Here is a 21,065-nt window from a genome sequence, read left to right as displayed (position 1 = left end):
GTTTTTCAGGCAGGAGACCGTCTGAAAATCAGTCTTTATCGAAAAAAGCGAGCTTGACGACATAGCATAAAAACAATAAGGCCAAAAACAGCATCACGGTTTCGACAATATTGTCGTACAGGTTTTGGTTCCAATAGAAAATATCTTTTTTCACGGCTCATTCCTTGCACGTACGGGGTACGTCGCTGTTGAGCTGGCGCCAGAGTGCGGCAAACCAGAGATACATCACAAACACAAAAGGAAAGCCCGAAAAAGAACCGACGGCCTTAATACCTTCCATTTTGCCAGAGAAAATCACGGCGTAGCTGATTAGGGTCATGAACACAGACCACACTACCGCACGGAATTTGTTTTCACTGCGCCCGTCATTACTGGTCATAATGCCCAGCGAAATGGCCGCACTGGTAACAGTAGTTACAATAAAACCCAAGAAAAGCGCAATGGTAACGGGTTTGGTAAAACCCGATAACGGCAGCATATTAAGCAGATAATAGAATGTGCCTTCATAGTCGCCTTTATTGGCGATTTCGGCCAAGCGGCCACTTCCTTCAACAGTATCGAGCAGACTGAAGCCGGAGAATACCGAAAACCAAATCACGATAAAGCCGGCCGGTATCATTACTGAAGCAAATACAAATTCGCGCAGCGTGCGCCCTTTGGAAATTTTGGCCAAAAACACGCCTACAAACGGAGCCCACGTTACCCACCAAACCCAATAAGCCATCGGATACCACACCACCCAATCGCGGTTGCGGAACATATAAAGCTCAAACGAATGATGAATGGTTTTGGTAATGATGTTGCCTATGGCAACAGTGACTGTACTCAAAAAATAATGCGTGGGGCCGACGGCAAACACAAACAACAACAAAACAACGGAAAGGTAAACGGTCCAGTCGCCGAGAAATTTCATTCCTTTATCAATCGGCAGCACCGCACCTGCGGTATAGAGCAATGCCAGTGCGGTAAGTATAGCCGCTTTCCAGCCGATGGCGTCAAAAGCGAAGCCTGTGATGATTTTCAAACCCGAAGCAATCTGTACCGACGCCATCGCGATCGAAGAAGATACCGACATCGCAATCGACAAAATTGCCATTCCGGTTACAATGATTCCCAAAGGTTTCGCCCATTTTTTGTGTTTGAACGCATATTGCAGCGGCGCGGCGGGCGTGCATTCGGTTTTGTGCTGATAGGTAAAATAAGCCATCACCAAGCCGGCAATCATATAAAGCGACCAAGCGGGAATACCCCAAACGTGCAAAGCCAGGCTCATCGCGTTTTCCACCTTTTGATATTCCGCCAGCCCTTCGGCCTGAATACCGGCGGGTGAGTGGAAATAATGCCAGAGTGCTTCAATCGGTCCAAAAAACACAATACCTACACCTATGCCTGCAGTAAACAGCATATTCATCCAAGAAAGAAAGGAATATCCGGGTTTGGCGTCTTTCCCGCCCAAGCGGATATTGCCGAAGCGTGGCGAGAGTGCTACCGAAAGCCCCACGGTAAAAGCCAGCAGCGGCAGCCACATAATCAACCAGTCGAATTTCAGATAGAAAAACTGACTGATATCGGAAATCGTGCCTGTGAGCAGAGTGGGATTAACAACGGCGGTAACGGCAAGCAAACCGACTAAAAGCGACGTCCACAAAAAATAATTCGGGCGTTTGCAGGAAGAAGGTGACTTTTCTTGAGATGCAGACATACACGGCCTTTTCAGAATGGCAGATATTTACGGAACAAGTAAGATGCGTGTATTTTTATATTTTTTGGTGCAGCAAAGCCAATCTGAAAGGTTCAGACGGCTATTTGTAAAGTTAAGGTTATTATACTCTATTTTATGTAAACATGATAGTTCAGGCCGTCTGAAAATATCAGTATCATTTCAAAGCAGTGAAGGTATTGCCAGAAAATGGGCAGCCTGAAACCATATTCACAGTGGACTAAAATGAAAATTTCCAATAAAAATATTGGGGCTGACGTAGATCAGCCCTAAATACCACACCATTTCCGCAGGGTTTTCAGCTGCCCGCCTGGAGTGCCGAAGTTAAACCCAACCCCACATTCTTTCAAGAACAGCGGGAATGATTTCCTGTCGATTCCGTTGTATTTGCGAAGGGTGTGCTTTGCCTGATTCCAAAAGTTTTCTATACCGTTAATATGGTTCTGGCGGTCTGCAAACAGCTTGGAATGATTGATGCGGAGGTGGGCAAATCTGCTTACATCCGGTACATCACAGTTTTTGCAAAAATCGGTATAAACAATGCTGTCAGGCATAATTTTCCGTTTAATAACAGTCAGTAAAGTTTCCTGTTCGGTATTATCCGCCACCAAAGCAAACACCTTGCCCTGCCGTTTCAGGATGCCGGAAACAGCCATTTTTCCTACTGCCCCACTACCGCGCTTACCTTTGCGCCGACCGCCGAAGCAGCTTTCGTCCAATTCTGCTGCACCGTCAAACACTTCGTCTGCATACAGTGCCGGATGATGCCCGATGAATTGGCGGATTTTGCGGTAAAACAGCATGGCTGAATTGGGCTGAATACCTGAAAATATCCGCAGCAGAACGGGCACTCACTTCCGGTACGGAAAATTCAAGCAGCTTTTTCTGTATGGATTTTCTTGATTTGCAATGGGTTATCTTCATTTTAGCAGCCTATCATGACTGCCAATCTACGTCAGCCCCAAGATTCTTATGAAAAAATGATGACCGTAATCGCGTTGGCTTTTGTACTGTCCGCGTGCAGCCAACCGCGCACCGGCGGCTTTTTTGGTGCGTCCAATAATGGTGCGGCCGGCGGGGTAACGCAGTCTTTTCGCTGGTAAGGAATGATTTTAAAGGCCGTCTGAAATGTGTTTGATTGGATAAAACACATTTCAGACGGCCTTTCTGCTTTTGCGCTTTGGATAAATGATAAAAGCGATACTAGGCTGTTTTGCGACAGCTTTTTGGCATAGTTTGCGAATATTCATGAAACTTTACAATTTGCTTAAAAGTTTCTGATTTTTATTTGGCATTAAATACCAATAAATCAAAAATCGAAGTTTAAATTTACGATAAAATCCAATTTTTCGTAATTTTAAACAGGCCGTATGAAAAAGACGGGTAACAAAATGGCACAAAATCAAACACACACTTCGACATCAACCTGGCAAAGCCGCATGAGCGCGTTGGGGCCGGGTATCATGATGGCTTCGGCAGCCATCGGCGGTTCGCATTTGATTGCGTCCACACAGGCCGGGGCGTTGTATGGCTGGCAGTTGGCCTTAATCATCATCTTGACCAACTTGCTGAAATATCCGTTTTTCCGTTTCAGCGCACACTACACCATGGACACAGGCAAGAGCTTGGTGCAGGGCTATGCCGAGAAAAGCCGCTTTTATTTATGGGTATTTGCGCTGCTGTGTTTCGTTTCCGCAACCATCAGCACCGGAGCGGTAGCAGTGGTGACGGCGGCAATTATCAAAATGGCTTTGCCGAACCTCGGTTTGGAAACGGGCGTGATTGCTGCCTTGATTATGCTTTCCTGCCTGCTGATTTTGGTGAGCGGCCAATACCGTGCGCTTGACCGCGTATCCAAAGCGATTGTCGCCAGCTTAGCGGTGGCCACCGTCATTGCGGCCGGTATTGCCATGTCGCGCGGCATGCAGATGCAGCCTGACTTTATTGAGCCGACTCCGTGGACGCTCGCAGGTTTGGGTTTCATCATCGCCTTGATGGGCTGGATGCCGGCGCCGATTGAGATTTCCGCGATTAACTCGTTATGGGTAACGGAAAAACAAAAAATCGAACCTTCCAGCTACCGCGACGGCATTTTCGACTTCAACGTCGGCTTCTATACCAGTGCGGCGCTGGCGGTGGTGTTTCTGGTGTTGGGTGCGTATGTGCAATACGGCAACGGAGAAGCCGTGCAAATGGCCGGCGGCAAATACATCGGCCAGTTGATCAATATGTATGCCGTGACCATCGGCGAATGGGCGCATCCGCTGGTGGCGTTCATTGCGTTTGCCTGTATGTACGGCACTACCATCACCGTGATTGACGGTTACGCGCGCGCCATGTCCGAATCGGTGCGCCTGATCCGCCACAAAGAAAGCGTGCGCAAAGGCGAATTGTTCGGCTGGTATCTGTGGGTCGCCGGCACCGGATTGGCGCTGATTTTGTGGTTCAACAGCGCGATGGCGGAATTGCTGAAATTCGCCATGATTTCCGCTTTCTTGGCCGCGCCCGTGTTCGCATGGTTGAACTACCGCCTGGTCAAAGCCGACAAAAAACACAAACTCTCCAAAGGCATGGAAGCCTTGGCGGTTGCCGGTTTGATTTACTTGGTGGGTTTTGCCGTGTTGTTCCTGCTCAATTTGGGTGGATTCTTAGCTTAAGTTGATTGAATGATACAAAGGCCGTCTGAAATATTTCAGACGGCCTTTTGTTTTGATTCGGGAATATGAACTTTCAGACGGGCCTCTGGAGTGAATGTGCCCAAAGGCCGCCCCCGAAACGGTTTGCCCGTTCCACTTCTTTCCATGCGTCGAGAATCAGCGTGCCGTCGTTATCTTTGAGCAGGGTTGCGTCGGATAGCATCCGCCGCCATGCACGTGCGCCTTTGAGGCCGTGCATCAGGCCTAAACTGTGGCGGACGATGTGGCGCAAGATGGTGCCGCGGCCGCTTTGGATTTGCACTTGGCTGTAGGTAAACAGGCGTTGCACCAGGTCGGCGTATTCGATGGGCAGGTGGCTGCTGCCGTAAAACAGTTGATCCCATTCGCGCATCACCATCGGGTTGTGGTAAGCCTCGCGTCCGACCACCACGCCATCGACGTGTCGGAGATGTTCGGCGATTTGTCCGTTGGTGGTAATGCCGCCGTTGATCAGGATTTCCAGCTCGGGGAATTCTTGTTTTAAGCGATAAACGTAGTCGTATTTCAGCGGCGGAACTTCGCGGTTTTCTTTCGGTGATAAGCCGTCCAGCCATGCGTTGCGGGCGTGGACGATAAAGGTTTTGCAATCGGTTTTGTCGCGTAGGGTGCCGACAAAATCCGCCAAGGGTTGGTACTCGGCTTGGCGGTCGACACCGATGCGGTGTTTGATGGTGACTGGAATTTGCACGGCATCCTGCATGGCGTTTAAGCAATCGGCCACTAAGTCGACTTCGTTCATCAGGCATGCGCCGAACGCGCCTTTTTGCACGCGCGGGCTGGGGCAGCCGCAGTTGAGATTCACTTCGTCATAGCCGTATTCTTCCACCGCTTGGGCGGCTTTGGCCAGCTCGGCAGGGTCACTGCCGCCCAGTTGCAGTGCAACGGGATTCTCGCCTTCGTTAAACATGAGAAAGCGGTTTTTGTCGCCATACACAATCGCGCCGGAGTTGATCATTTCACTGTAAAGCCAAGTATTTTGCGTGATTTGGCGTGCCATGTGGCGGTAGTGGCGGTCGGTCCAGTCGAGCATGGGTGCGACGGAAAGGCGGCGCGGCGGCAGTTTTTTTGAAGTCATGATGCGGTGTTTTAGATGGTTTTTCAGACGGCATTATAGCAGGGTGGCAAACCGGCTGTCTGAAAAAGGCCAATACGGGGCAAGGGGAATACGGGACATTTTGGTGTGGCGTATGAACCGTTTAGGTAAGGTGTCGTGCGTAGGAAAAAGCCGGTTCTTTCAAGCTTTATTATGCAAACGGTTTTTGTTTTTTGCCCAAGTGATTGTTTTAAGGTTTTTGAGTATCAGAAACCATTAAGGTTTTACCGTGTCTTTCGGCAATACTCGAAAATCCCAAAACGGTTCTTCAGGCCAAAAACGAGAAGTGTAAACAATGTCAGAATTTCTACGGATATGCTAATACTTACAATAATGTTTAGTTGGGTAAAAATTTTACTTAAATTATATGGTAATGCGGATTTTACAGAAGCAATTGTTTAGTAGTAATAATATGTTCATTTTTAAGGAATTGTTATGAAATCTTTAAAGACCTTGCTGATTTGGGGCCTGGTAGTGTTGGTGGGTTTGGCCTCCTTTACCACATTGGCCGTCAACCGCGGCGAACAGGTCAGTGCGGTGTGGATGGTAACGGCCGCAATTTCCGTTTACTGTATCGCCTACCGCTTTTACAGCCTGTATATCGCTGAAAAAGTGATGGAACTTGATCCCAACCGCCTGACACCGGCCGAGTGCCACAACGACGGTTTGGACTATGTGCCGACGCACCGGGGGCGTGTTGTTCGGCCACCATTTCACCGCAATTGCGGGCGCAGGACCTTTGGTCGGCCCCGTCCTTGCGGCTCAGATGGGTTATCTGCCCGGTACGCTGTGGATTATCTTCGGCGTGGTGTTCGCCGGAGCGGTGCAGGATATGATGGTCTTGTTCGTTTCCATGCGCCGCGACGGTAAATCTCTGGGCGATATTGTAAAACAGGAGCTGGGTACGACCGCCGGTATTGTCGCTTCTGTCGGTATCCTGATGATTATGGTCATCATCATGGCCGTACTTGCGCTGATTGTCGTGAAAGCACTGGTTCATAGCCCGTGGGGTACGTTTACGATTGCCGCTACCATACCGATTGCGCTGTTTATGGGGATTTACTCCCGCTATATCCGTCCTGGAAAATCGGTGAGATTTCCATTGTCGGCTTTATCCTGCTGATGCTGGCGATTGTGTTTGGTGAAGATGTGGCGCAAAGCTCATACGCGCATTTCTTTGATTTGGACGGTGTCCAACTGACTTGGGCGATTATGATTTAGGCTTTGTGGCGGCGGTATTGCCGGTTTGGCTGTTGCTGACACCGCGCGACTTACGTATGGGCAAGCCTGGAAAAACTGTTCCGCAGCGATGCTAAAATCAGCTTCCTGGCGCATGCGGCGAAATTCAAAGATGCGGCGGCGCGCGGCGAAATCCTTGCTCCGGCCAAAGACGTGGCGCAAATGCACCAAATCGCATTCAACGACTACGTCAATTCGGGTTTGACCGTATTGTTCCTGTCGGTTGTAGTATTCGTCGGCATCTATGGCCTGAAAACCGCCCTGAAAGCGCACAAAACCGGTTTCCCTACTGCCAAAGAAGTTCCTGCGGTTTACCGTAACGAGGTCGCAAATGAACAATAATACACTGTGGCGGCGCATCCGTCGCGCATTGGAAACGGCACGCCGAACCGCCAATCTGATGGCCGGTATGCCGGATTATGAAAACTACGTTGCTCGTCAACGCCGCCATAATCCCAATGCGCCCGTGATGACCAAGCTACAGTTTCAGGATTATTGCAGCAAACGCCGTTGCGGAAGCGGCGGACGTTGCTGCTGAATCGTATTGATCTGAAAAGGCCGTCTGAAAATGATTTTTCAGACGGCCTTTATCTGTTGCCGGTTAACAGGATTCCTTAATCTTCCGGCCGTGTTTTCGGCTGACACTTACGGTGTTTTGGCAAAAGGGGCTGTTTCGGACGGTAAAACAGCACCGATGCGCACAGCAGCGGTACGGTTATTTTGGCCGATTCCTCCACCGACTGCACAATAACTGCCGAACATGCGGAAATCGAAACATGAAACAGCTCGGCCAGTTTCGCGTTCAGCCTGCTGCCCAATTTGCCGGCCGGGACGGTACCAAGCTCCAAACGGTGTAATGATAAACCGCCGGCTACGGTCATGGGGCGCAGGTGTTTTAGAAATGTTTTTCCCAAATATAGTCGTTTCAAACAAAAATAATACAGCGTTGCCGATTCCCTGATGTACCGGGTGTACACGGCGGTTGCTGTCGCCTTGTCTTATTTCTATTTTAAACGACTATAAAAACCAGTAACCGCAACATAATACAAATCGCTGCCCCGAACAGTTATCGGATAAAGGGACGGCCTCGCTGCGGTAAAAATTGGTTTTTAGAAAACTCATGCCGGATAGCGATTTGTGCAAATCCATTTCACGCAAGCCGGACAATACCGCGGCAGCGGCGGATAGGCACGTCAGGGCGGTAAAATGGCCAAAGACAAACGACGATCGGCAGGAAGCATAGATACGGTCTGAAGATTTCAAACGTACCTTGCTGAACAGAAAACCGCAAATCTAAAGGCACAGCCACGGTAATGTACGAAGCCGCTGCCCAATAAAATCAGCAGCAAAGAGCCGGCTAAGAAACGACGGGATAAATCCACGATCATTTTAGAATATAGAAGTTTTATATTATAGGAAAAAAATGTGAACGTTTTATGAAGTGATTAGGAAAAGTAAAAGGCCGTCTGCAACTGTTTCGATTCACACAAAACTTTTTCAGACAGCCTTAACTGGTTTGACTGCCCGTGGATTACAGGCTGTAATACATTTCAAATTCCAGCGGATGCGGCGCCATACGTACGCGGCGGACATCTTCTTCTTTAAAGGCAATATAGCTTTCAATCCAGTCTTTGCTGAACACGCCGCCACGGGTCAGGAATTCGTGGTCTTCTTTCAGCGCAGCCAAAGCCTCATCTAAAGAGGCGCACACGGTTGGCACCAAGGCATCTTCCTCCGGCGGTAGGTCGTAGAGGTTTTTGGTTGCCGGATCGCCCGGATGAATTTTGTTTTGGATACCGTCCAAACCGGCCATCAGTAAGGCGGCGAAACACAAATAAGGGTTGGCCATCGGGTCAGGGAAACGCGCTTCGATGCGGCGGGCTTTTACGCTGTTTACCGATGGAATGCGGATGGAGGCCGAGCGGTTTTTCGCTGAATAAGCCAGTTTCACCGGTGCTTCAAAGTGCGGCACCAAACGTTTGTAAGAGTTGGTTGACGGGTTACAAATCGCGTTAAGTGCTTTGGCATGTTTGATGATGCCGCCGATGTAATAGAGCGCGGTTTCGCTCAAGCCTGCGTAGCCGTCACCGGCAAACAGGTTTTGGCCGTCTTTCCAAATAGATTGGTGCACATGCATGCCCGAGCCGTTGTCGCCCATAATCGGTTTCGGCATGAAAGTGGCTGTTTTGCCGAAGTTGTGCGCCACATTCCAAATCACGTATTTCATGTCTTGGGTTTGGTCGGCGCGGCGGACTAAGGTGCCGAATTTGGTGCCCAATTCCATTTGTGAGCCAGTACCTACTTCGCCGTGATGCACTTCGACTTCAATGCCGATTTCTTCCAGAATGTTCACCATGGCCGAACGCAAATCTTGGCCTTGGTCAACCGGTGCCACAGGAGAATAGCCGCCTTTTACCATCGGACGGTGGCCGGTGTTTTGGCCGTCAAGATGTGCGCCGCTTGACCACGCACCGCTTTCGGAAGTAATTTCGTAACGGGTTTTATGCATGGCGGCTTCAAATGCCACGCCGTCAAACACGAAAAATTCAGGCTCAGGGCCGAAGAAAGCAGTGTCGCCGATGCCGGAAGATTTCAAGTAGGCTTCGGCACGTTTGGCAATGGAACGCGGGTCGCGGTCGTAACCTTGGCCGTCGGCCGGGTCGATAACGTCGCAGATAATGACGACAGTAGTGTCATCGTAAAAAGGATCAATAAAAGCAGTTGATGCATCCGGACGCAACTGCATATCAGAAGCCTGAACGCCTTTCCAGCCGCCCATGGAAGAGCCGTCGAAGGCTTGGCCGTTTTCAAACCAGTCTTCAGGATCTTCCAGCACGATGCGCGATGGAATGGTAAAGTGGTGTTGTTTACCTTTGGTATCGGTAAGACGCAAATCAACGAAGCGTGCTTCGCTTTCTTCAATCAGTTTTACAACGTCTTTAATAGACATGTTCAAGCTCCTAAATAGGGAAATCAGTCAATCCAAATAAACATGCGACCGCGCCGGCGGCATTTGGTTGCCTGTTTATTTGGACAAACTGGGTTGGCAGGCAGTAACAGACGCAAGGGCTATTTTATCACGTTTAACAGCTTGTCAATAGCCGTTAAAAAATGGCGCGCGAAGGCTTGAGCCTGCCTGAAAAACAGCGGTAAATATTGCCATTGCGCTGTGTTTTAATCAATTCAAACCGATACGTGAAATATAATTTCAGACGGTCTTATTGTCAACAATTTACTGCTCAAACGGCACAATACATCAACTTGCGGTATTTAACACAACAGCCGCTTCAATCCTGATAAAATCCGTTATAATAACGCTTTTGCCTGATGAGTGAAGGAAGCCAGCCATGAGCAGCAAACCGCGTTACGCCGTATTCGGCAATCCTGTGCAACACAGCAAATCACCGCAAATTCATCAAGAATTTGCCAAGCAGGAAAACGTTGCCATTGATTACGACCGCATTTACGCCGAAATCGGCGGATTTGCCGAAGCTGCGGCTGCATTTTTTGCCGAAGGCGGACAGGGCGCGAACGTGACTGTGCCGTTTAAATTGGATGCCTTCAATTTTGTTGACGAACATTCCGAGCGCGCTTTGGCTGCCGGTGCGGTAAACACCATTATTCTGTTGGGTAACGGTAAATTCCGCGGCGACAACAGCGACGGCGTGGGTATGGTTAACGACATTATTCAGGCGCGGGGTGTGCCGGTGGCGGGCAAACGCATCTTGCTGATTGGTGCAGGCGGCGCGGTGCGCGGCGTGATTCCCGTATTGCAAGGCCATCAATCGGCTGAAATCGTCATCACCAACCGCACCCATGCCAAAGCCGAAGAAGTGGCCGGGCGTTTCGGTATTCGCGCTATTGCCATGAACGAATTGCCGGAAAATCATTTCGACATCATCATCAACGGCACATCCGGCGGCTTAAACGGCGAATTGCCCGAGATCGCACCGGCCGTGTTCGGCGCGTGTGCTTTGGCTTACGACATGGTTTACGGCAAAGATTCCGAGCCGTTTTTAAAATTTGCCGCTGAGTCGGGCGCACGACAAACTGCCGACGGTTTGGGTATGCTGGTCGGGCAGGCTGCATTTTCCTACCAGTTGTGGCGCGGTTTCGAGCCGGACATCAAACCTGTGTTTGAATACATGAAAGACTTGTGATGTTGCGCATTCTCAAATGGCTGATTGCACTGCCGGTGGCGGGGTTTATTCTGTTTAACGCCTATGTATACGGCAACATCATCACTTACCGTGCCGTTGCGCCGCACCAAACCGCGTTCATGAGCATGCGCATGAGCCAGTTTCAGCAAGAAGGGCGCAGCGAAACATTGGATTACCGCTGGGTGCCGTATGAACGCATTTCCACCAACCTGAAAAAAGCCTTGATTGCTTCGGAGGATGCCAAATTCGCCGATCACGACGGCTTCGACTGGAGCGGCATTCAAAACGCCATCAAGCGCAACCAAAAAAGTGGCGAAGTGAAGGCCGGCGGCTCGACCATCAGTCAGCAATTGGCGAAAAATCTGTTTCTCAACGACAGCCGCAGCTACATCCGCAAAGCCGAAGAAGCCGCCATTACCGCGATGATGGAAGCCGTGACCGACAAAGACCGCATTTTCGAGCTGTATCTCAACACCATCGAATGGCATTACGGCGTGTTCGGTGCCGAAGCCGCGTCGCAGTATTTCTATAAAAAGCCGGCCGCCGAGCTGACCAAACAGCAAGCCGCCAAGCTTGCTGCCCGCGTGCCCGCACCTTTGTTTTATGCCGAAAACCCGAAAAGCAAACGCCTGTGCGGCAAAACCAACGTTATCTTGCGGCGCATGGGTTCGGCAGAATTACCGGCCAGTGACACAGAATAATGCCAAATCACGTATTAATGAAAGGGGCTGTACTAGATAACTAGGGAAATCTAATTTCAGGTTAGAATAACCCCTATGAGAAGAAGCCGTTTAAGCCAGTACAAGCAAAACAAACTGATTGAACTGTTTATTGCGGGTGTTACTGCCCGTACTGCAGCTCAATTAGCCGGTGTTAATAAAAACACGGCAGCCTATTGCTTTCATCGTTTACGCGTACTGATTTTCCATAACAGCCCGCATCCGGAAATGTTTGATGGCGGAGTAGAAGTTGATGAAAGCTGTTTTGGCGGACAGCGCAAAGGCAAACGCGGTTGCGGTGCAGCCGGCAAAGTCGCTGTATTCGGGCTTCTGAAGCGCAACGGCAAGGTTTACACCGTTGCTGTGCCCAATACACAAACTGCCACTTTATTGCCGGTAATACGTGAGCAAGTAAAGCCTGACAGTATTGTTTACACTGATTGTTACAAAAGCTATGACGTACTTGATGTGAGTTTAGCCACTTTCGCATCAATTACAATACACACTTTGCTGATCGGCAAAATCACATCAACGGGATTGAGAACTTTTAGAATCAGGCAAAACGCCGCTTACGTAAGTTTAACGGCATTCCCAAAGAGCATTTTGAGCTGTATTTGAAGGAATGTGAATGGCGGTTTAACCACAGTGAAATAAAAGTTCAGATTTCTATTTTAAAACAATTAGTAAAGCAGAATTTATTCTAGTTATCTAGTACAGCCCCTATAAGTTTATATCTTGTACATTTATTCATTAGAGAGAAACGTATGCCCCAACCCCGCCATATCTTTTATATTTCCGACCGCACCGGCCTGACCGCCGAAAACATCGGCGAAGCGCTGCTCAACCAATTCGGCAATCTCGAATTCAAACGCTACACCTATCCTTTTATCAACACCGTTGAAAAAGCAAAGGAAGTGATTGCCAAAGTCAACGCCAATGCCGAAGCCAACGGCGAACGCCCGATTGCCTTTGTCAGTGTGGTGGATGATGAAATCCGCAACATGATTAAAACCGCTAATGCCTACCAAATCAATTTCTTTGAAACCTTCTTGGGTGCATTGGAAAAAGAGCTGAATGCCGAAGCCACTTTGGCCGCGCAAGGCCACCACAGTATCGGCAATACCCAACGCTACGATGCGCGTATGGAGGCGGTAAACTTTTCGCTCAATCACGACGATGGCGTCAGCGACAAAAACCTGCAGGAAGCCGATGTGATTTTGATGGGGTATCGCGTTCGGGCAAAACACCGACCTGCCTTTATCTTGCGCTGCAATACGGTATCCGTGCCGCCAACTATCCGCTGATTCCCGATGATTTGGAATCCAGCGATTTACCGCGCATGGTCAAACCTTATAAAGACAAATTGTTCGGCCTGACTATTCAGCCCGAACGCCTGCAAGCCATCCGCCAAGAGCGCCGTCCGAATTCGACCTATGCACAACTCAACACTTGCCGCAGCGAAGTGGCCGATGCGCAAGCGATGTTTAAACGACACGGCATTCCTTATACCAATACCACCGATAAATCGGTAGAAGAATTGGCCGTGTACATCCTGCAAGCTTGTCAGTTGAAACGCCGTTTCTAATATATGCATCACAAAGGCCGTCTGAAACATCGTGTTTCAGACGGCGTGAGACCTTTGCAAAAAACCCAAAACTCCCCTAAATTCCCCTAAAGAATTCAGAGGAGTTTTTTTTATGAGCAGCTTCTTCCACCAACAAGCCCGAATCATGACGGGTAAACATACCGACAGCTGCCCGTTGCTCAAAATTAACCGGCTGCCCGATTGGCAGCCCGTCGGACAACTGCCCAACCGGCAAAAGACCCGTTACATCCGCGGCCACCGCGGCCGCCCCGCCTATCCGCTGCCGCCCGTGCTCAAAGCCGTATTGCCCGGCCAATGGCACAGCCTTTCCGATCCGGAATCGGAACGCTGTCTGGCTACCCGTCCGGATTTCTGCTTCTTCTGCGGCTTTGATAAACCCGCCTTACCCGACCACAGCACCCCCTGCCGTTTCCGCAACCGGCCGGCACAGGATGACGCCTTAGCCCGGCTTCCCGAACTGATTAACCGCCGGCTGACCGAAAAAGGCTTAAAAACAGAGAAAGCCCCGGCAGCAGTGATTGACGCCGCCATCATCCAAACTGCCGGCGGCAAACAGCGTCAGGCTGTCGAAACCGATGAAAACGGCATCACTGCCGAAACCCTGCCCGGCAAAGACAAGGATGCGCGCCGGGTGAAGAAAGAGGGCAGATTCACCCCGGCCGACGCCCGTGAGTGCAACCATTTCGAACCGCTGCCGGAAGGCACCGCACCCGGAACAACCGTCTATGCCGATAAGGGGTATGACAGTAAAGCCAACCGGGAGCATCTGCAAAGCAAACGGCTGTCCGGCGGCATGATGCGTAAGGCACAGCGGGGCAAACCTTTAACGGAGCAGGAGAAACAGCGCAATACGCAGCTGTCGGAAGTGCGCTGTGCGGCCGGGCAAACCTTCGGTACGCCGCACCGGAAATCCGGCTGTAAAAGAGCGCGTTATTTCGGTTTACGGAAAGTACCGGCGCAAAGCCATTTGAAAGCGGTGTGCCTGAACCTGCCAAAGGCAGCCGGCAGGCTTCGTGTGCCTGCTGCTGCCTGAAAAGGGCAATGTGCACCCGATAAAGGGGCTGATTGGGGGAAATACGGACGGGAAACACGTCTGAAAATGAAAAAACGGTTACCTGATTGTTCAGGTAACCGTTTGGATGGGACGGCCGGTATTTCGCAAAGGTCTCAGAATAACAGAGGAAAAAATGGAGAAGCAGACTGTAGGCATGATTCAGATTACCGTGGCGACGGTGTGTTGGGGTTCGCTCGGTTTTTTGGGCACCTTGCTCAACTTCGCCGGTTTTGACGGTGTGCAGGTGGCAACTTTGCGCATTGTGATTGCGGCGGCGGTTTTGCTGCTGTTGCTGCCTTATTTCATGCGCTTTTTGTGTGGATTGGACATCAAGCGATTACCGATACTGACGGCGCAATCGCTGATTGGTATGTTGGGTATGAGCTTGCTGTATTTTGCGGCAGTGGCCAAAGTCGGCTCGTCGCTGGCGGTGGCGTTGCTGTATACCGCGCCGGTGTGGAGTTTGATTTTCGGCCGTATGCTGTTGGGTGAACCGATTACGCGCAAAGCGGCCATGCTCACGGCGGTGGCTGCATTGGGTGTAGGCTTGACCATGGCCGGCGGCATGAATTTTGATGCGCTCGGGATTATGATTGGGCTGGGGTCGGGTATTTGCTACGCGCTTTATGGCGTGTTGGGCAAAAAAGTCATGACGGGCGCGCCTCCGATGATGTTGCTGTTTACATCAGTCAGCATTTCCTGCCTGCTACGCATCAAACTTTGGCGCAATTGGCTGCACTGGATGTTTCGGTATGGCTGACCGCGGCTGCCTTGTCTTTGGTCGGCACGATTATCGCCTTCGGCTTGTTTGTCAAAGGTTTGGAAAAAATGCCTGCTGCCAAAGCCGCTGTGTTTACCGTGTTTGAACCGTTTACTGCGGTGATGTTGGCGGTGTTCCTGCTGGGCGAACAATTGGGCGTGTTGCAATCGGTGGGCGTGTTTTTGATTATCGCGGTGGCCGTGTTGAATGCGGTGGGGAAAAAAGAGAAGATGGAGCAGGCATTGGGATAGGTGAAAACAGCAAACTCACTGTTATATCATAAAAGGCCGTCTGAAATTTCAGACGGCCTTTATCTTTTCACTCAATCTAAATTAGAGCTTATTTCGCCATATTTTGAAACACTTCACGCGAGATGACGATGGTCTCGTCAATCAGTTCCGGTGTGTGTGCGGCGGATACGAAACCGGCTTCGTAGGCGGATGGGCCGAAAGCCACGTTGCGTTCCAGCATGCCGTGGAAGAAATGTTTGAAGGCGTCGATGTTGCTGCGCGCCATGTCGCCGTAGTTTTGCGGAGTGTGATCGGCAAAATACAGGCCGAACATGCCGCCTACGCTGTCGGCGGTGAACTGCACGCCGTTTTCCTGCGCGGCGGCGGTGAAACCTTGCACCAGTTGTCCGGTGCGGGCAGTCAGGTTTTCATAGAAGCCGTCGCGTTGGATGATTTCCAGCGTTTTCAGACCGGCGGCCACGGCCAGCGGGTTGCCGGAAAGGGTACCGGCCTGATACACGCCGCCGAGCGGGGAAATGCATTCCATGATTTCGCGTTTGCCGCCGAACGCCGCCAACGGCATACCGCCGCCGATCACTTTACCCATGGTGGTCAAATCGGGCTTGATGCCGTGCAGCGATTGCGCGCCGCCCAAGGCCACACGAAAACCGGTCATCACTTCGTCGTAAACCAACACCGCGCCGTGTTGCTCGGTGAGCGTGCGCAGGGTATTGACGAAGCTTTCAGACGGCCGCACCAAATTCATGTTGCCGACAAAAGGCTCCAAAATCACGCAGGCGATGTCGTTGCCGGATTGGGCGAAGGCCTCTTCGAGTTGGGCGACGTTGTTGTATTCCAGCACCAAAGTGTGTTTGGTGAAATCGGCCGGCACACCTGCGGAACTCGGATTGCCGAAAGTGAGCAGACCGCTGCCGGCTTTGACCAGCAGGCTGTCGGAATGACCGTGGTAGCAGCCTTCGAATTTGATGATTTTGTCGCGGCCGGTGTAGCCGCGTGCCAAGCGGATGGCGGTCATGGTGGCTTCGGTGCCGGAGCTGACCAAACGCACTTGCTCGACGCTCGGCACCAGCTTGGCGATTTCTTCGGCGATGATGATTTCGCCTTCGGTCGGCGCACCGAACGACAAACCGCCCGCAGCCGCTTCACGCACGGCTTCCAGCACTTCCGGGTGGGCGTGGCCGACAATCGCAGGCCCCCACGAGCCGACGTAATCGATGTAGCGTGTGTCGTTTTCATCCCAAACATACGCGCCTTGGGCTTTTTTGATGAAGCACGGCACGCCGCCGACGCTGCCGAATGCGCGTACCGGTGAATTCACACCGCCGGGAATGATGGCTTTGGCGCGGTTGAACAAGATTTCGTTACGGTTCATGCTGTTGTCCTTGTTGAAAGGCCGTCTGAAAGGGGGAGGCCGTCTGAAAAATAAAGCGTTATTTTAACATTGATTTGCGGATAAGCGGTTTCAGACGGCATGGCTGAAGCAGCCAAATGCGTGGCGTTTGCGAATCTGTGCAGATAAATATGAAAATTGTTCTTTAAAAACAATCACTCTATTCATTTTTTATTGGGTTGTGCTATAATCTCGCACCTTAACCAATACTTAGAAAAAAATCATGTTACGCGGATTACTGGCAGCCTGCCTTTTGCTTTGTTCGTCGCTGACTTGGGCGCAGCGCGAGGTGCCTATGGATATGAATGTGGCGGTGTTGAAACAAGTTGAATTGCCGTATGTGAAATTGAGCAGCGGCGGCTTTTCGTGGACAAAACTGCTCACCCTAGGCTTGGTCGACGGCAATGCCGGCCGCTTCCAATTATCCCGATTCGTGCGCATCCGCGATGAAAACGACCGCTTTATCATATTAGGCCGTCTGAACGCGCAAGTCGGCAAACCATTGGCCGTCAAACAAGACGGCGCGGGCGTGATTCGTGAAATTTGGGTGCTGACCGAAGGCGAAGTGCAAAACTTTGCCGAGCGCGTACAGAATCAGGCGCAGTAAGTTTCAGGCCGTCTGAAAACCCATTAAATTTTAATCACGGTGGCTTTTATATCAACAGCCCAACCGTGTTGAATTAAATATATCAAATTGAGAGAACCGCACTTTCAGACGGCCTTTGCAATCTTCAAAGGCCGTCTGAAAGTTTTATAAATCAGCCCCGCGATTACGGGCTACCTGAGAAAGCACAATCCATGAAAAAAGTCTTTATCCGCACGTTCGGTTGTCAAATGAACGAATACGACAGCGAAAAAATGCTGGCCGTTTTGGCGGAAGAACACGGCGGTATCGAGCAGGTGTCGCAAGCCGATCAAGCCGATATTATTTTGTTCAACACTTGCTCCGTACGCGAAAAAGCGCAGGAAAAAGTTTTCTCTGATTTGGGACGCGTTCGTCCGCTCAAAGAAAAAAATCCCGACCTGATTATCGGTGTGGCCGGCTGCGTGGCTTCGCAAGAGGGTGAGGAAATTATCAAGCGCGCGCCTTATGTGGACGTGGTGTTTGGTCCGCAAACGCTGCACCGTCTGCCGAAAATGATTGTGGATAAAGAAACCACCGGTCATTCGCAAGTGGACATTTCCTTCCCGGAAATCGAAAAATTTGACCACCTGCCGCTGGCGCGTGTGGAAGGCGGCAGCGCGTTTATTTCCATCATGGAAGGCTGCTCGAAATATTGCAGCTTCTGCGTGGTGCCTTATACCCGCGGCGAAGAATTTTCACGCCCGTTGAATGACGTGTTGACCGAAATTGCCGGTTTGGCGCAACAAGGTGTGAAAGAAATCAACCTGTTAGGCCAAAATGTGAACGCCTACCGCGGCGAGATGGACGATGGCGAAATCTGCGACTTTGCCACCTTGTTGCGCATCGTGCATGAAATCCCCGGCATCGAGCGCATGCGTTTCACCACCAGCCACCCGCGCGAGTTTTCCGATTCGATTATCGAGTGTTACCGCGATTTGCCGAAGCTGGTGTCGCATTTGCACCTGCCGATTCAAAGCGGCTCCGACCGTGTATTGAGCGCCATGAAACGCGGCTACACCGCCTTAGAATACAAATCTATCATCCGCAAACTCCGCGCCATCCGCCCTGATTTGTGTTTGAGCAGCGACTTTATCGTCGGCTTCCCAGGTGAAACCGAACGCGAATTCGAGCAAACCTTGAAGCTGGTGAAAGATATTGCCTTCGATTTGAGCTATGTGTTCATTTACAGCCCGCGCCCGGGCACACCTGCCGCCAACCTGCCGGATGATACGCCGAACACCGAAAAAGTGCGCCGTTTGGAAGCCTTGAATGAAGTCATCGAAGCGGAAACCAAACGCATCAACCAAAGCATGATCGGCTCGGCACAACGCTGCTTGGTAGAAGGCATTTCCAAGAAAGACCCAGACCAGTTGCAAGCGCGTACCGCCAACAACCGCGTGGTAATTTTCAACGGCACGCCGGAGATGATTAACCAAATGGTTGATTTGGAAATCACCGATGCTTATACCTTCTCGCTGCGTGGGGTGCCGGTAGAGTTGTAGAGCGAAAGGTGGTGGCGGCTTTAACCCCAAAAAAATTGCCATAGGAATGCTGAGTACCCAGTCGTCACTGATTTCGCTTTAGTTGAAGGTAATACCATTATTATCGGAATAGGGTACGCTTTATTGCATGATTTGGATTAGATGTTAAGCGTGCAATACAATCTAAAGGGTGGGACAAATAGCCAATGTTGTTTGTGCCGAAAAGTGATTTGCTAAGTATTATTAAAAAACGAAATCATTAAATAGTAAACAGCCTGAGAGATGATGTTCTCAGGCTGTTTTTATTTAGCTTGATGAAGCAAAGAAGAAGCGAAAAGTGGCAAAATATTAGTCAAAATTTACAGATTTTTTACCGATTTTAGGTAAAAGAATGCCATCTAAATTTGATTTTTAGATAGCGCTTAGAATAATAAAATTTACTATTCTGCATAGTAACTCAATAGCTCTCTATCACTATCTTCATTTAATGAATACCTCTGATAAATGTCTGATAATAATTCCTTTTTATCTTCTATTTCCTTAATATTTTCTTTTGATAATTTCAGTCTAGATAACCTATTAAATATTGCCAATATCCAAATATTTACTTTAAATGCATTGGTATATAAAGAGTAATTTAATGTTCTTGCTAAAGGTTTTCTGATAATTCTTATCTCTGAGTTGATTATCTTATCAAATCTAGATAATACTAAAATTTGTTCATCTTCAGATAATTTAGAAATCAGATAATTTAGAAAATAGATAGACAAGTTCATCAGAAAACTTTCCTTCAAGTGCAAATCTGAAATGAATATGCTCGTGATTGTTTTTAATAGCTTTGAACCAGTCTATCTCTAAGTCTTCAAGCCAGTAATTCATTATTTGATTATAAGAAATAAGTCTTTGACTTACCATATTTTCTAGCACATATTCTAGAATCCAGAAATATATATGATATAGCTTGCCTAGTCTTCCTCGTAAAATATTTAAAAGCTCTCCAAGACGGTCATTATCCATAGGTTCGCTAAATTCTATAGCTTTTGACAAAAATATAGGTTTAAATTCATTGTTTCTGAAAACAGATTTTTTGATAACCCATAAAAATATTTTGGTTTTATCCAGCGTGGGATGTCTATCAATAATTTGACAAATTTTATATTCATCTATTTTACTCTCAAAAAATAAAGAAATTATTTTATATATACCTATCCATTGAAGCAAATGATGATTGCTTCTAAAAAGCATAATCCATTTATTTAGACATTCGAAATCACCACAAATATATCGTAAAGCATCAGTAATCAATGCTCTTTGTTGGCTATTCTTTTTGTCAAAGGATGATAATTGTTCATCTAGCCAATTGATAATAGCTTCAGGAGCTAAATTCCATAAAAATTTAATTGCATAATAATCACTATAAGAAATTTCATTTATATCATATTGAAAAATGATTTCTGGGTATTCATTAAATATTAATTTATCAAAGCTCATCGCCAAATAGCTATCTAGATCTAACACGATAGTTTTGCATCTAAGTGATAGGGAATTTTTCCTTGTAGGATCCAGATAAGATAATAAATTATCAACTAATGTGGTTGATATATTAAGATTTCCTATTTCGTAAACACATTTCTCAGCAGGAATATGGGCAAGCAAACAGCCAAATGCATCCCATTCTTCTACAAAATTCTCTGATGAGAATAAATCGCCAAAAAAAGCTAATGGAATATCTGAATATTTTCTTGGTGACTTTCAAAATCTAACTCTATAGAATGTAAATTAGCTTTTAACTCATTTCCAGACAAATGCTCTAATTCTGGTTTTCTCCACCATTTTGCTAATACCCAACCTAATTTAGGAAATTGATAAGGTGATTCAGAATCAAATGATTGTTTTTCTTGTTGATTTTTAGATTGATATTTTGTAGAATCAAAAATAGCAGGTTTATTACTTACATTTTGAGATTGAATTAATTCATCTACATAAGAGAATACAGGATATAGTACATTTAGAGAGATTTCAGTAACTAACAATGGGTTATTTTCATTAGCCCTTTGGATAGAATTAGATAAATGGTACCCCGCTAATGGCTTGCCATTTTTTGCACGAATTAATATCATTCTATCGTGTAGCTTATCAAGCCCAATGACTTTTAATTTTACACATCCTATTGTTTCAGACCAATTCTCACATTGTTTAATTAAATTCTGAATTCTATTATTTTCTTCACCTGCCTCTGATGTAAAAATAAGGGGCTGTACTAGATAACCA

The 21,065-nt window shown here is 48.5% G+C and carries 20 protein-coding genes and 4 pseudogenes; 13 read left to right on the top strand and 11 right to left on the bottom strand.

All coding sequences use genetic code 11. The annotated features are described in order from the left end of the window. Positions 1-28 precede the first annotated feature (28 nt). The 4 genes and pseudogenes from CGZ65_RS14780 to CGZ65_RS10395 all read right to left on the bottom strand — a co-directional run bounded on the left by CGZ65_RS14780 (position 29) and on the right by CGZ65_RS10395 (position 2,873). Complete coding sequence (locus CGZ65_RS14780) at positions 29-154, bottom strand: hypothetical protein (protein ID WP_269768608.1); 126 nt, start codon at positions 152-154, stop codon at positions 29-31. 3 nt (positions 155-157) lie between these two features. Then, on the bottom strand, positions 158-1,702 hold the full coding sequence (locus tag CGZ65_RS10405) for a BCCT family transporter (protein ID WP_096295758.1): 1,545 nt from the start codon (positions 1,700-1,702) through the stop codon (positions 158-160). Positions 1,703-1,989: 287 nt separating this feature from the next. Next, positions 1,990-2,644, bottom strand: a pseudogene (locus tag CGZ65_RS10400) (IS1595 family transposase). A 46-nt stretch (positions 2,645-2,690) separates the two neighbouring features. Next, a complete protein-coding gene (locus tag CGZ65_RS10395; RefSeq protein WP_096295757.1) occupies positions 2,691-2,873 on the bottom strand; it encodes a hypothetical protein in 183 nt (60 codons plus the stop codon). 238 nt (positions 2,874-3,111) lie between these two features. Here CGZ65_RS10395 and CGZ65_RS10390 point away from each other — a divergent pair, with 238 nt between their 5' ends. After that, on the top strand, positions 3,112-4,377 hold the full coding sequence (locus CGZ65_RS10390; protein WP_096296175.1) for an Nramp family divalent metal transporter: 1,266 nt from the start codon (positions 3,112-3,114) through the stop codon (positions 4,375-4,377). Positions 4,378-4,450: 73 nt separating this feature from the next. On the opposite strand, the gene dusA is transcribed toward CGZ65_RS10390, so the two are convergent. Then, positions 4,451-5,491: a tRNA dihydrouridine(20/20a) synthase DusA gene (gene dusA, locus CGZ65_RS10385; protein ID WP_096295756.1), complete on the bottom strand. Its 1,041-nt coding sequence runs from the start codon at positions 5,489-5,491 to the stop codon at positions 4,451-4,453. A 453-nt stretch (positions 5,492-5,944) separates the two neighbouring features. On the opposite strand from dusA, the pseudogene CGZ65_RS10380 reads away from it, so the two are divergent. From CGZ65_RS10380 to CGZ65_RS10375, 3 genes and pseudogenes are all read left to right on the top strand, one after another. Beyond that, positions 5,945-6,780 (top strand): annotated as a pseudogene (locus CGZ65_RS10380) (carbon starvation CstA family protein); the annotation flags it as partial. A gap of 130 nt (positions 6,781-6,910) precedes the next feature. Then, entirely contained in the window at positions 6,911-7,090 is a 180-nt protein-coding gene (locus CGZ65_RS15230; RefSeq protein WP_415906954.1) for a hypothetical protein, read from the top strand. Continuing rightward, entirely contained in the window at positions 7,080-7,286 is a 207-nt protein-coding gene (locus CGZ65_RS10375; protein WP_096295755.1) for a YbdD/YjiX family protein, read from the top strand. The genes CGZ65_RS15230 and CGZ65_RS10375 overlap by 11 nt, the downstream gene beginning before the upstream one ends. Positions 7,287-7,362: 76 nt before the next feature. Here CGZ65_RS10375 and CGZ65_RS10370 read toward each other — a convergent pair whose 3' ends face one another. Continuing rightward, positions 7,363-7,662: a hypothetical protein gene (locus CGZ65_RS10370; protein ID WP_157742774.1), complete on the bottom strand. Its 300-nt coding sequence runs from the start codon at positions 7,660-7,662 to the stop codon at positions 7,363-7,365. A gap of 617 nt (positions 7,663-8,279) precedes the next feature. Further along, positions 8,280-9,698 (bottom strand): type I glutamate--ammonia ligase, encoded by a 1,419-nt coding sequence (gene glnA, locus CGZ65_RS10365; protein ID WP_096295753.1) that lies wholly within the window; start codon positions 9,696-9,698, stop codon positions 8,280-8,282. A gap of 397 nt (positions 9,699-10,095) precedes the next feature. Between glnA and aroE the strand changes: the two genes are divergently transcribed. From aroE to CGZ65_RS13470, 7 genes and pseudogenes are all read left to right on the top strand, one after another. Then, entirely contained in the window at positions 10,096-10,908 is an 813-nt protein-coding gene (gene aroE / locus CGZ65_RS10360; protein ID WP_096295752.1) for a shikimate dehydrogenase, read from the top strand. Beyond that, positions 10,908-11,609, top strand: a complete 702-nt coding sequence (mtgA, locus tag CGZ65_RS10355) for a monofunctional biosynthetic peptidoglycan transglycosylase (RefSeq protein ID WP_096295751.1) — start codon at positions 10,908-10,910, stop codon at positions 11,607-11,609. Before aroE ends, mtgA begins: the two co-directional genes overlap by 1 nt. A 75-nt stretch (positions 11,610-11,684) precedes the next feature. Continuing rightward, positions 11,685-12,331: pseudogene (locus CGZ65_RS10350) on the top strand (IS1595 family transposase). A gap of 60 nt (positions 12,332-12,391) precedes the next feature. Further along, positions 12,392-13,212 (top strand): annotated as a pseudogene (gene ppsR / locus CGZ65_RS10345) (posphoenolpyruvate synthetase regulatory kinase/phosphorylase PpsR). 112 nt (positions 13,213-13,324) lie between these two features. Then, complete coding sequence (locus CGZ65_RS10340) at positions 13,325-14,266, top strand: transposase (RefSeq protein WP_096294647.1); 942 nt, start codon at positions 13,325-13,327, stop codon at positions 14,264-14,266. Positions 14,267-14,420: 154 nt separating this feature from the next. Beyond that, on the top strand, positions 14,421-15,047 hold the full coding sequence (locus tag CGZ65_RS10335) for a DMT family transporter (RefSeq protein ID WP_198345281.1): 627 nt from the start codon (positions 14,421-14,423) through the stop codon (positions 15,045-15,047). Continuing rightward, positions 15,008-15,298, top strand: a complete 291-nt coding sequence (locus tag CGZ65_RS13470; RefSeq protein ID WP_198345280.1) for an EamA family transporter — start codon at positions 15,008-15,010, stop codon at positions 15,296-15,298. Before CGZ65_RS10335 ends, CGZ65_RS13470 begins: the two co-directional genes overlap by 40 nt. 88 nt (positions 15,299-15,386) lie before the next feature. Here the strand turns inward: CGZ65_RS13470 and hemL are convergent, their stop codons facing one another. After that, positions 15,387-16,670: a glutamate-1-semialdehyde 2,1-aminomutase gene (hemL, locus tag CGZ65_RS10330; RefSeq protein WP_096295750.1), complete on the bottom strand. Its 1,284-nt coding sequence runs from the start codon at positions 16,668-16,670 to the stop codon at positions 15,387-15,389. Positions 16,671-16,911: 241 nt separating this feature from the next. On the opposite strand from hemL, the gene CGZ65_RS10325 reads away from it, so the two are divergent. After that, the gene (locus tag CGZ65_RS10325; RefSeq protein ID WP_096295749.1) at positions 16,912-17,295 is read left to right on the top strand and encodes a hypothetical protein; all 384 of its coding nucleotides are present in this window, start codon (positions 16,912-16,914) and stop codon (positions 17,293-17,295) included. 191 nt (positions 17,296-17,486) lie between these two features. Continuing rightward, entirely contained in the window at positions 17,487-18,815 is a 1,329-nt protein-coding gene (gene miaB / locus CGZ65_RS10320; RefSeq protein WP_096295748.1) for a tRNA (N6-isopentenyl adenosine(37)-C2)-methylthiotransferase MiaB, read from the top strand. Positions 18,816-19,234: 419 nt separating this feature from the next. On the opposite strand, the gene CGZ65_RS10315 is transcribed toward miaB, so the two are convergent. The 3 genes from CGZ65_RS10315 to CGZ65_RS12955 form a co-directional block, all read right to left on the bottom strand. Further along, entirely contained in the window at positions 19,235-19,570 is a 336-nt protein-coding gene (locus CGZ65_RS10315; RefSeq protein ID WP_096295747.1) for a hypothetical protein, read from the bottom strand. Continuing rightward, entirely contained in the window at positions 19,530-20,450 is a 921-nt protein-coding gene (locus CGZ65_RS10310) for a hypothetical protein (RefSeq protein WP_157742773.1), read from the bottom strand. The genes CGZ65_RS10315 and CGZ65_RS10310 overlap by 41 nt, the downstream gene beginning before the upstream one ends. Before the next feature lie 62 nt (positions 20,451-20,512). Continuing rightward, entirely contained in the window at positions 20,513-21,043 is a 531-nt protein-coding gene (locus tag CGZ65_RS12955) for a VPA1262 family N-terminal domain-containing protein (RefSeq protein ID WP_269768645.1), read from the bottom strand. Positions 21,044-21,065: the final 22 nt, after the last annotated feature.

This window comes from Neisseria weixii (assembly GCF_002327085.1).
Taxonomy (GTDB): Bacteria; Pseudomonadota; Gammaproteobacteria; order Burkholderiales; family Neisseriaceae; genus Neisseria; species Neisseria weixii.
This window is presented reverse-complemented; position numbering and strand designations above follow the sequence as displayed.

Bases quoted from the DNA above. Each gene is read 5' to 3' on its own strand.
- CGZ65_RS10405 (WP_096295758.1), bottom strand. From the start codon at position 1,702: ATGTCTGCATCTCAAGAAAAGTCACCTTCTTCCTGCAAACGCCCGAAT.
- CGZ65_RS10395 (WP_096295757.1), bottom strand. From the start codon at position 2,873: ATGTGTTTTATCCAATCAAACACATTTCAGACGGCCTTTAAAATCATT.
- CGZ65_RS10390 (WP_096296175.1), top strand. From the start codon at position 3,112: ATGGCACAAAATCAAACACACACTTCGACATCAACCTGGCAAAGCCGC.
- dusA (WP_096295756.1), bottom strand. From the start codon at position 5,491: ATGACTTCAAAAAAACTGCCGCCGCGCCGCCTTTCCGTCGCACCCATG.
- CGZ65_RS15230 (WP_415906954.1), top strand. From the start codon at position 6,911: ATGCACCAAATCGCATTCAACGACTACGTCAATTCGGGTTTGACCGTA.
- CGZ65_RS10375 (WP_096295755.1), top strand. From the start codon at position 7,080: ATGAACAATAATACACTGTGGCGGCGCATCCGTCGCGCATTGGAAACG.
- glnA (WP_096295753.1), bottom strand. From the start codon at position 9,698: ATGTCTATTAAAGACGTTGTAAAACTGATTGAAGAAAGCGAAGCACGC.
- aroE (WP_096295752.1), top strand. From the start codon at position 10,096: ATGAGCAGCAAACCGCGTTACGCCGTATTCGGCAATCCTGTGCAACAC.
- mtgA (WP_096295751.1), top strand. From the start codon at position 10,908: ATGTTGCGCATTCTCAAATGGCTGATTGCACTGCCGGTGGCGGGGTTT.
- CGZ65_RS10340 (WP_096294647.1), top strand. From the start codon at position 13,325: ATGAGCAGCTTCTTCCACCAACAAGCCCGAATCATGACGGGTAAACAT.
- CGZ65_RS10335 (WP_198345281.1), top strand. From the start codon at position 14,421: ATGGAGAAGCAGACTGTAGGCATGATTCAGATTACCGTGGCGACGGTG.
- hemL (WP_096295750.1), bottom strand. From the start codon at position 16,670: ATGAACCGTAACGAAATCTTGTTCAACCGCGCCAAAGCCATCATTCCC.
- CGZ65_RS10325 (WP_096295749.1), top strand. From the start codon at position 16,912: ATGTTACGCGGATTACTGGCAGCCTGCCTTTTGCTTTGTTCGTCGCTG.
- miaB (WP_096295748.1), top strand. From the start codon at position 17,487: ATGAAAAAAGTCTTTATCCGCACGTTCGGTTGTCAAATGAACGAATAC.
- CGZ65_RS10315 (WP_096295747.1), bottom strand. From the start codon at position 19,570: ATGAACTTGTCTATCTATTTTCTAAATTATCTGATTTCTAAATTATCT.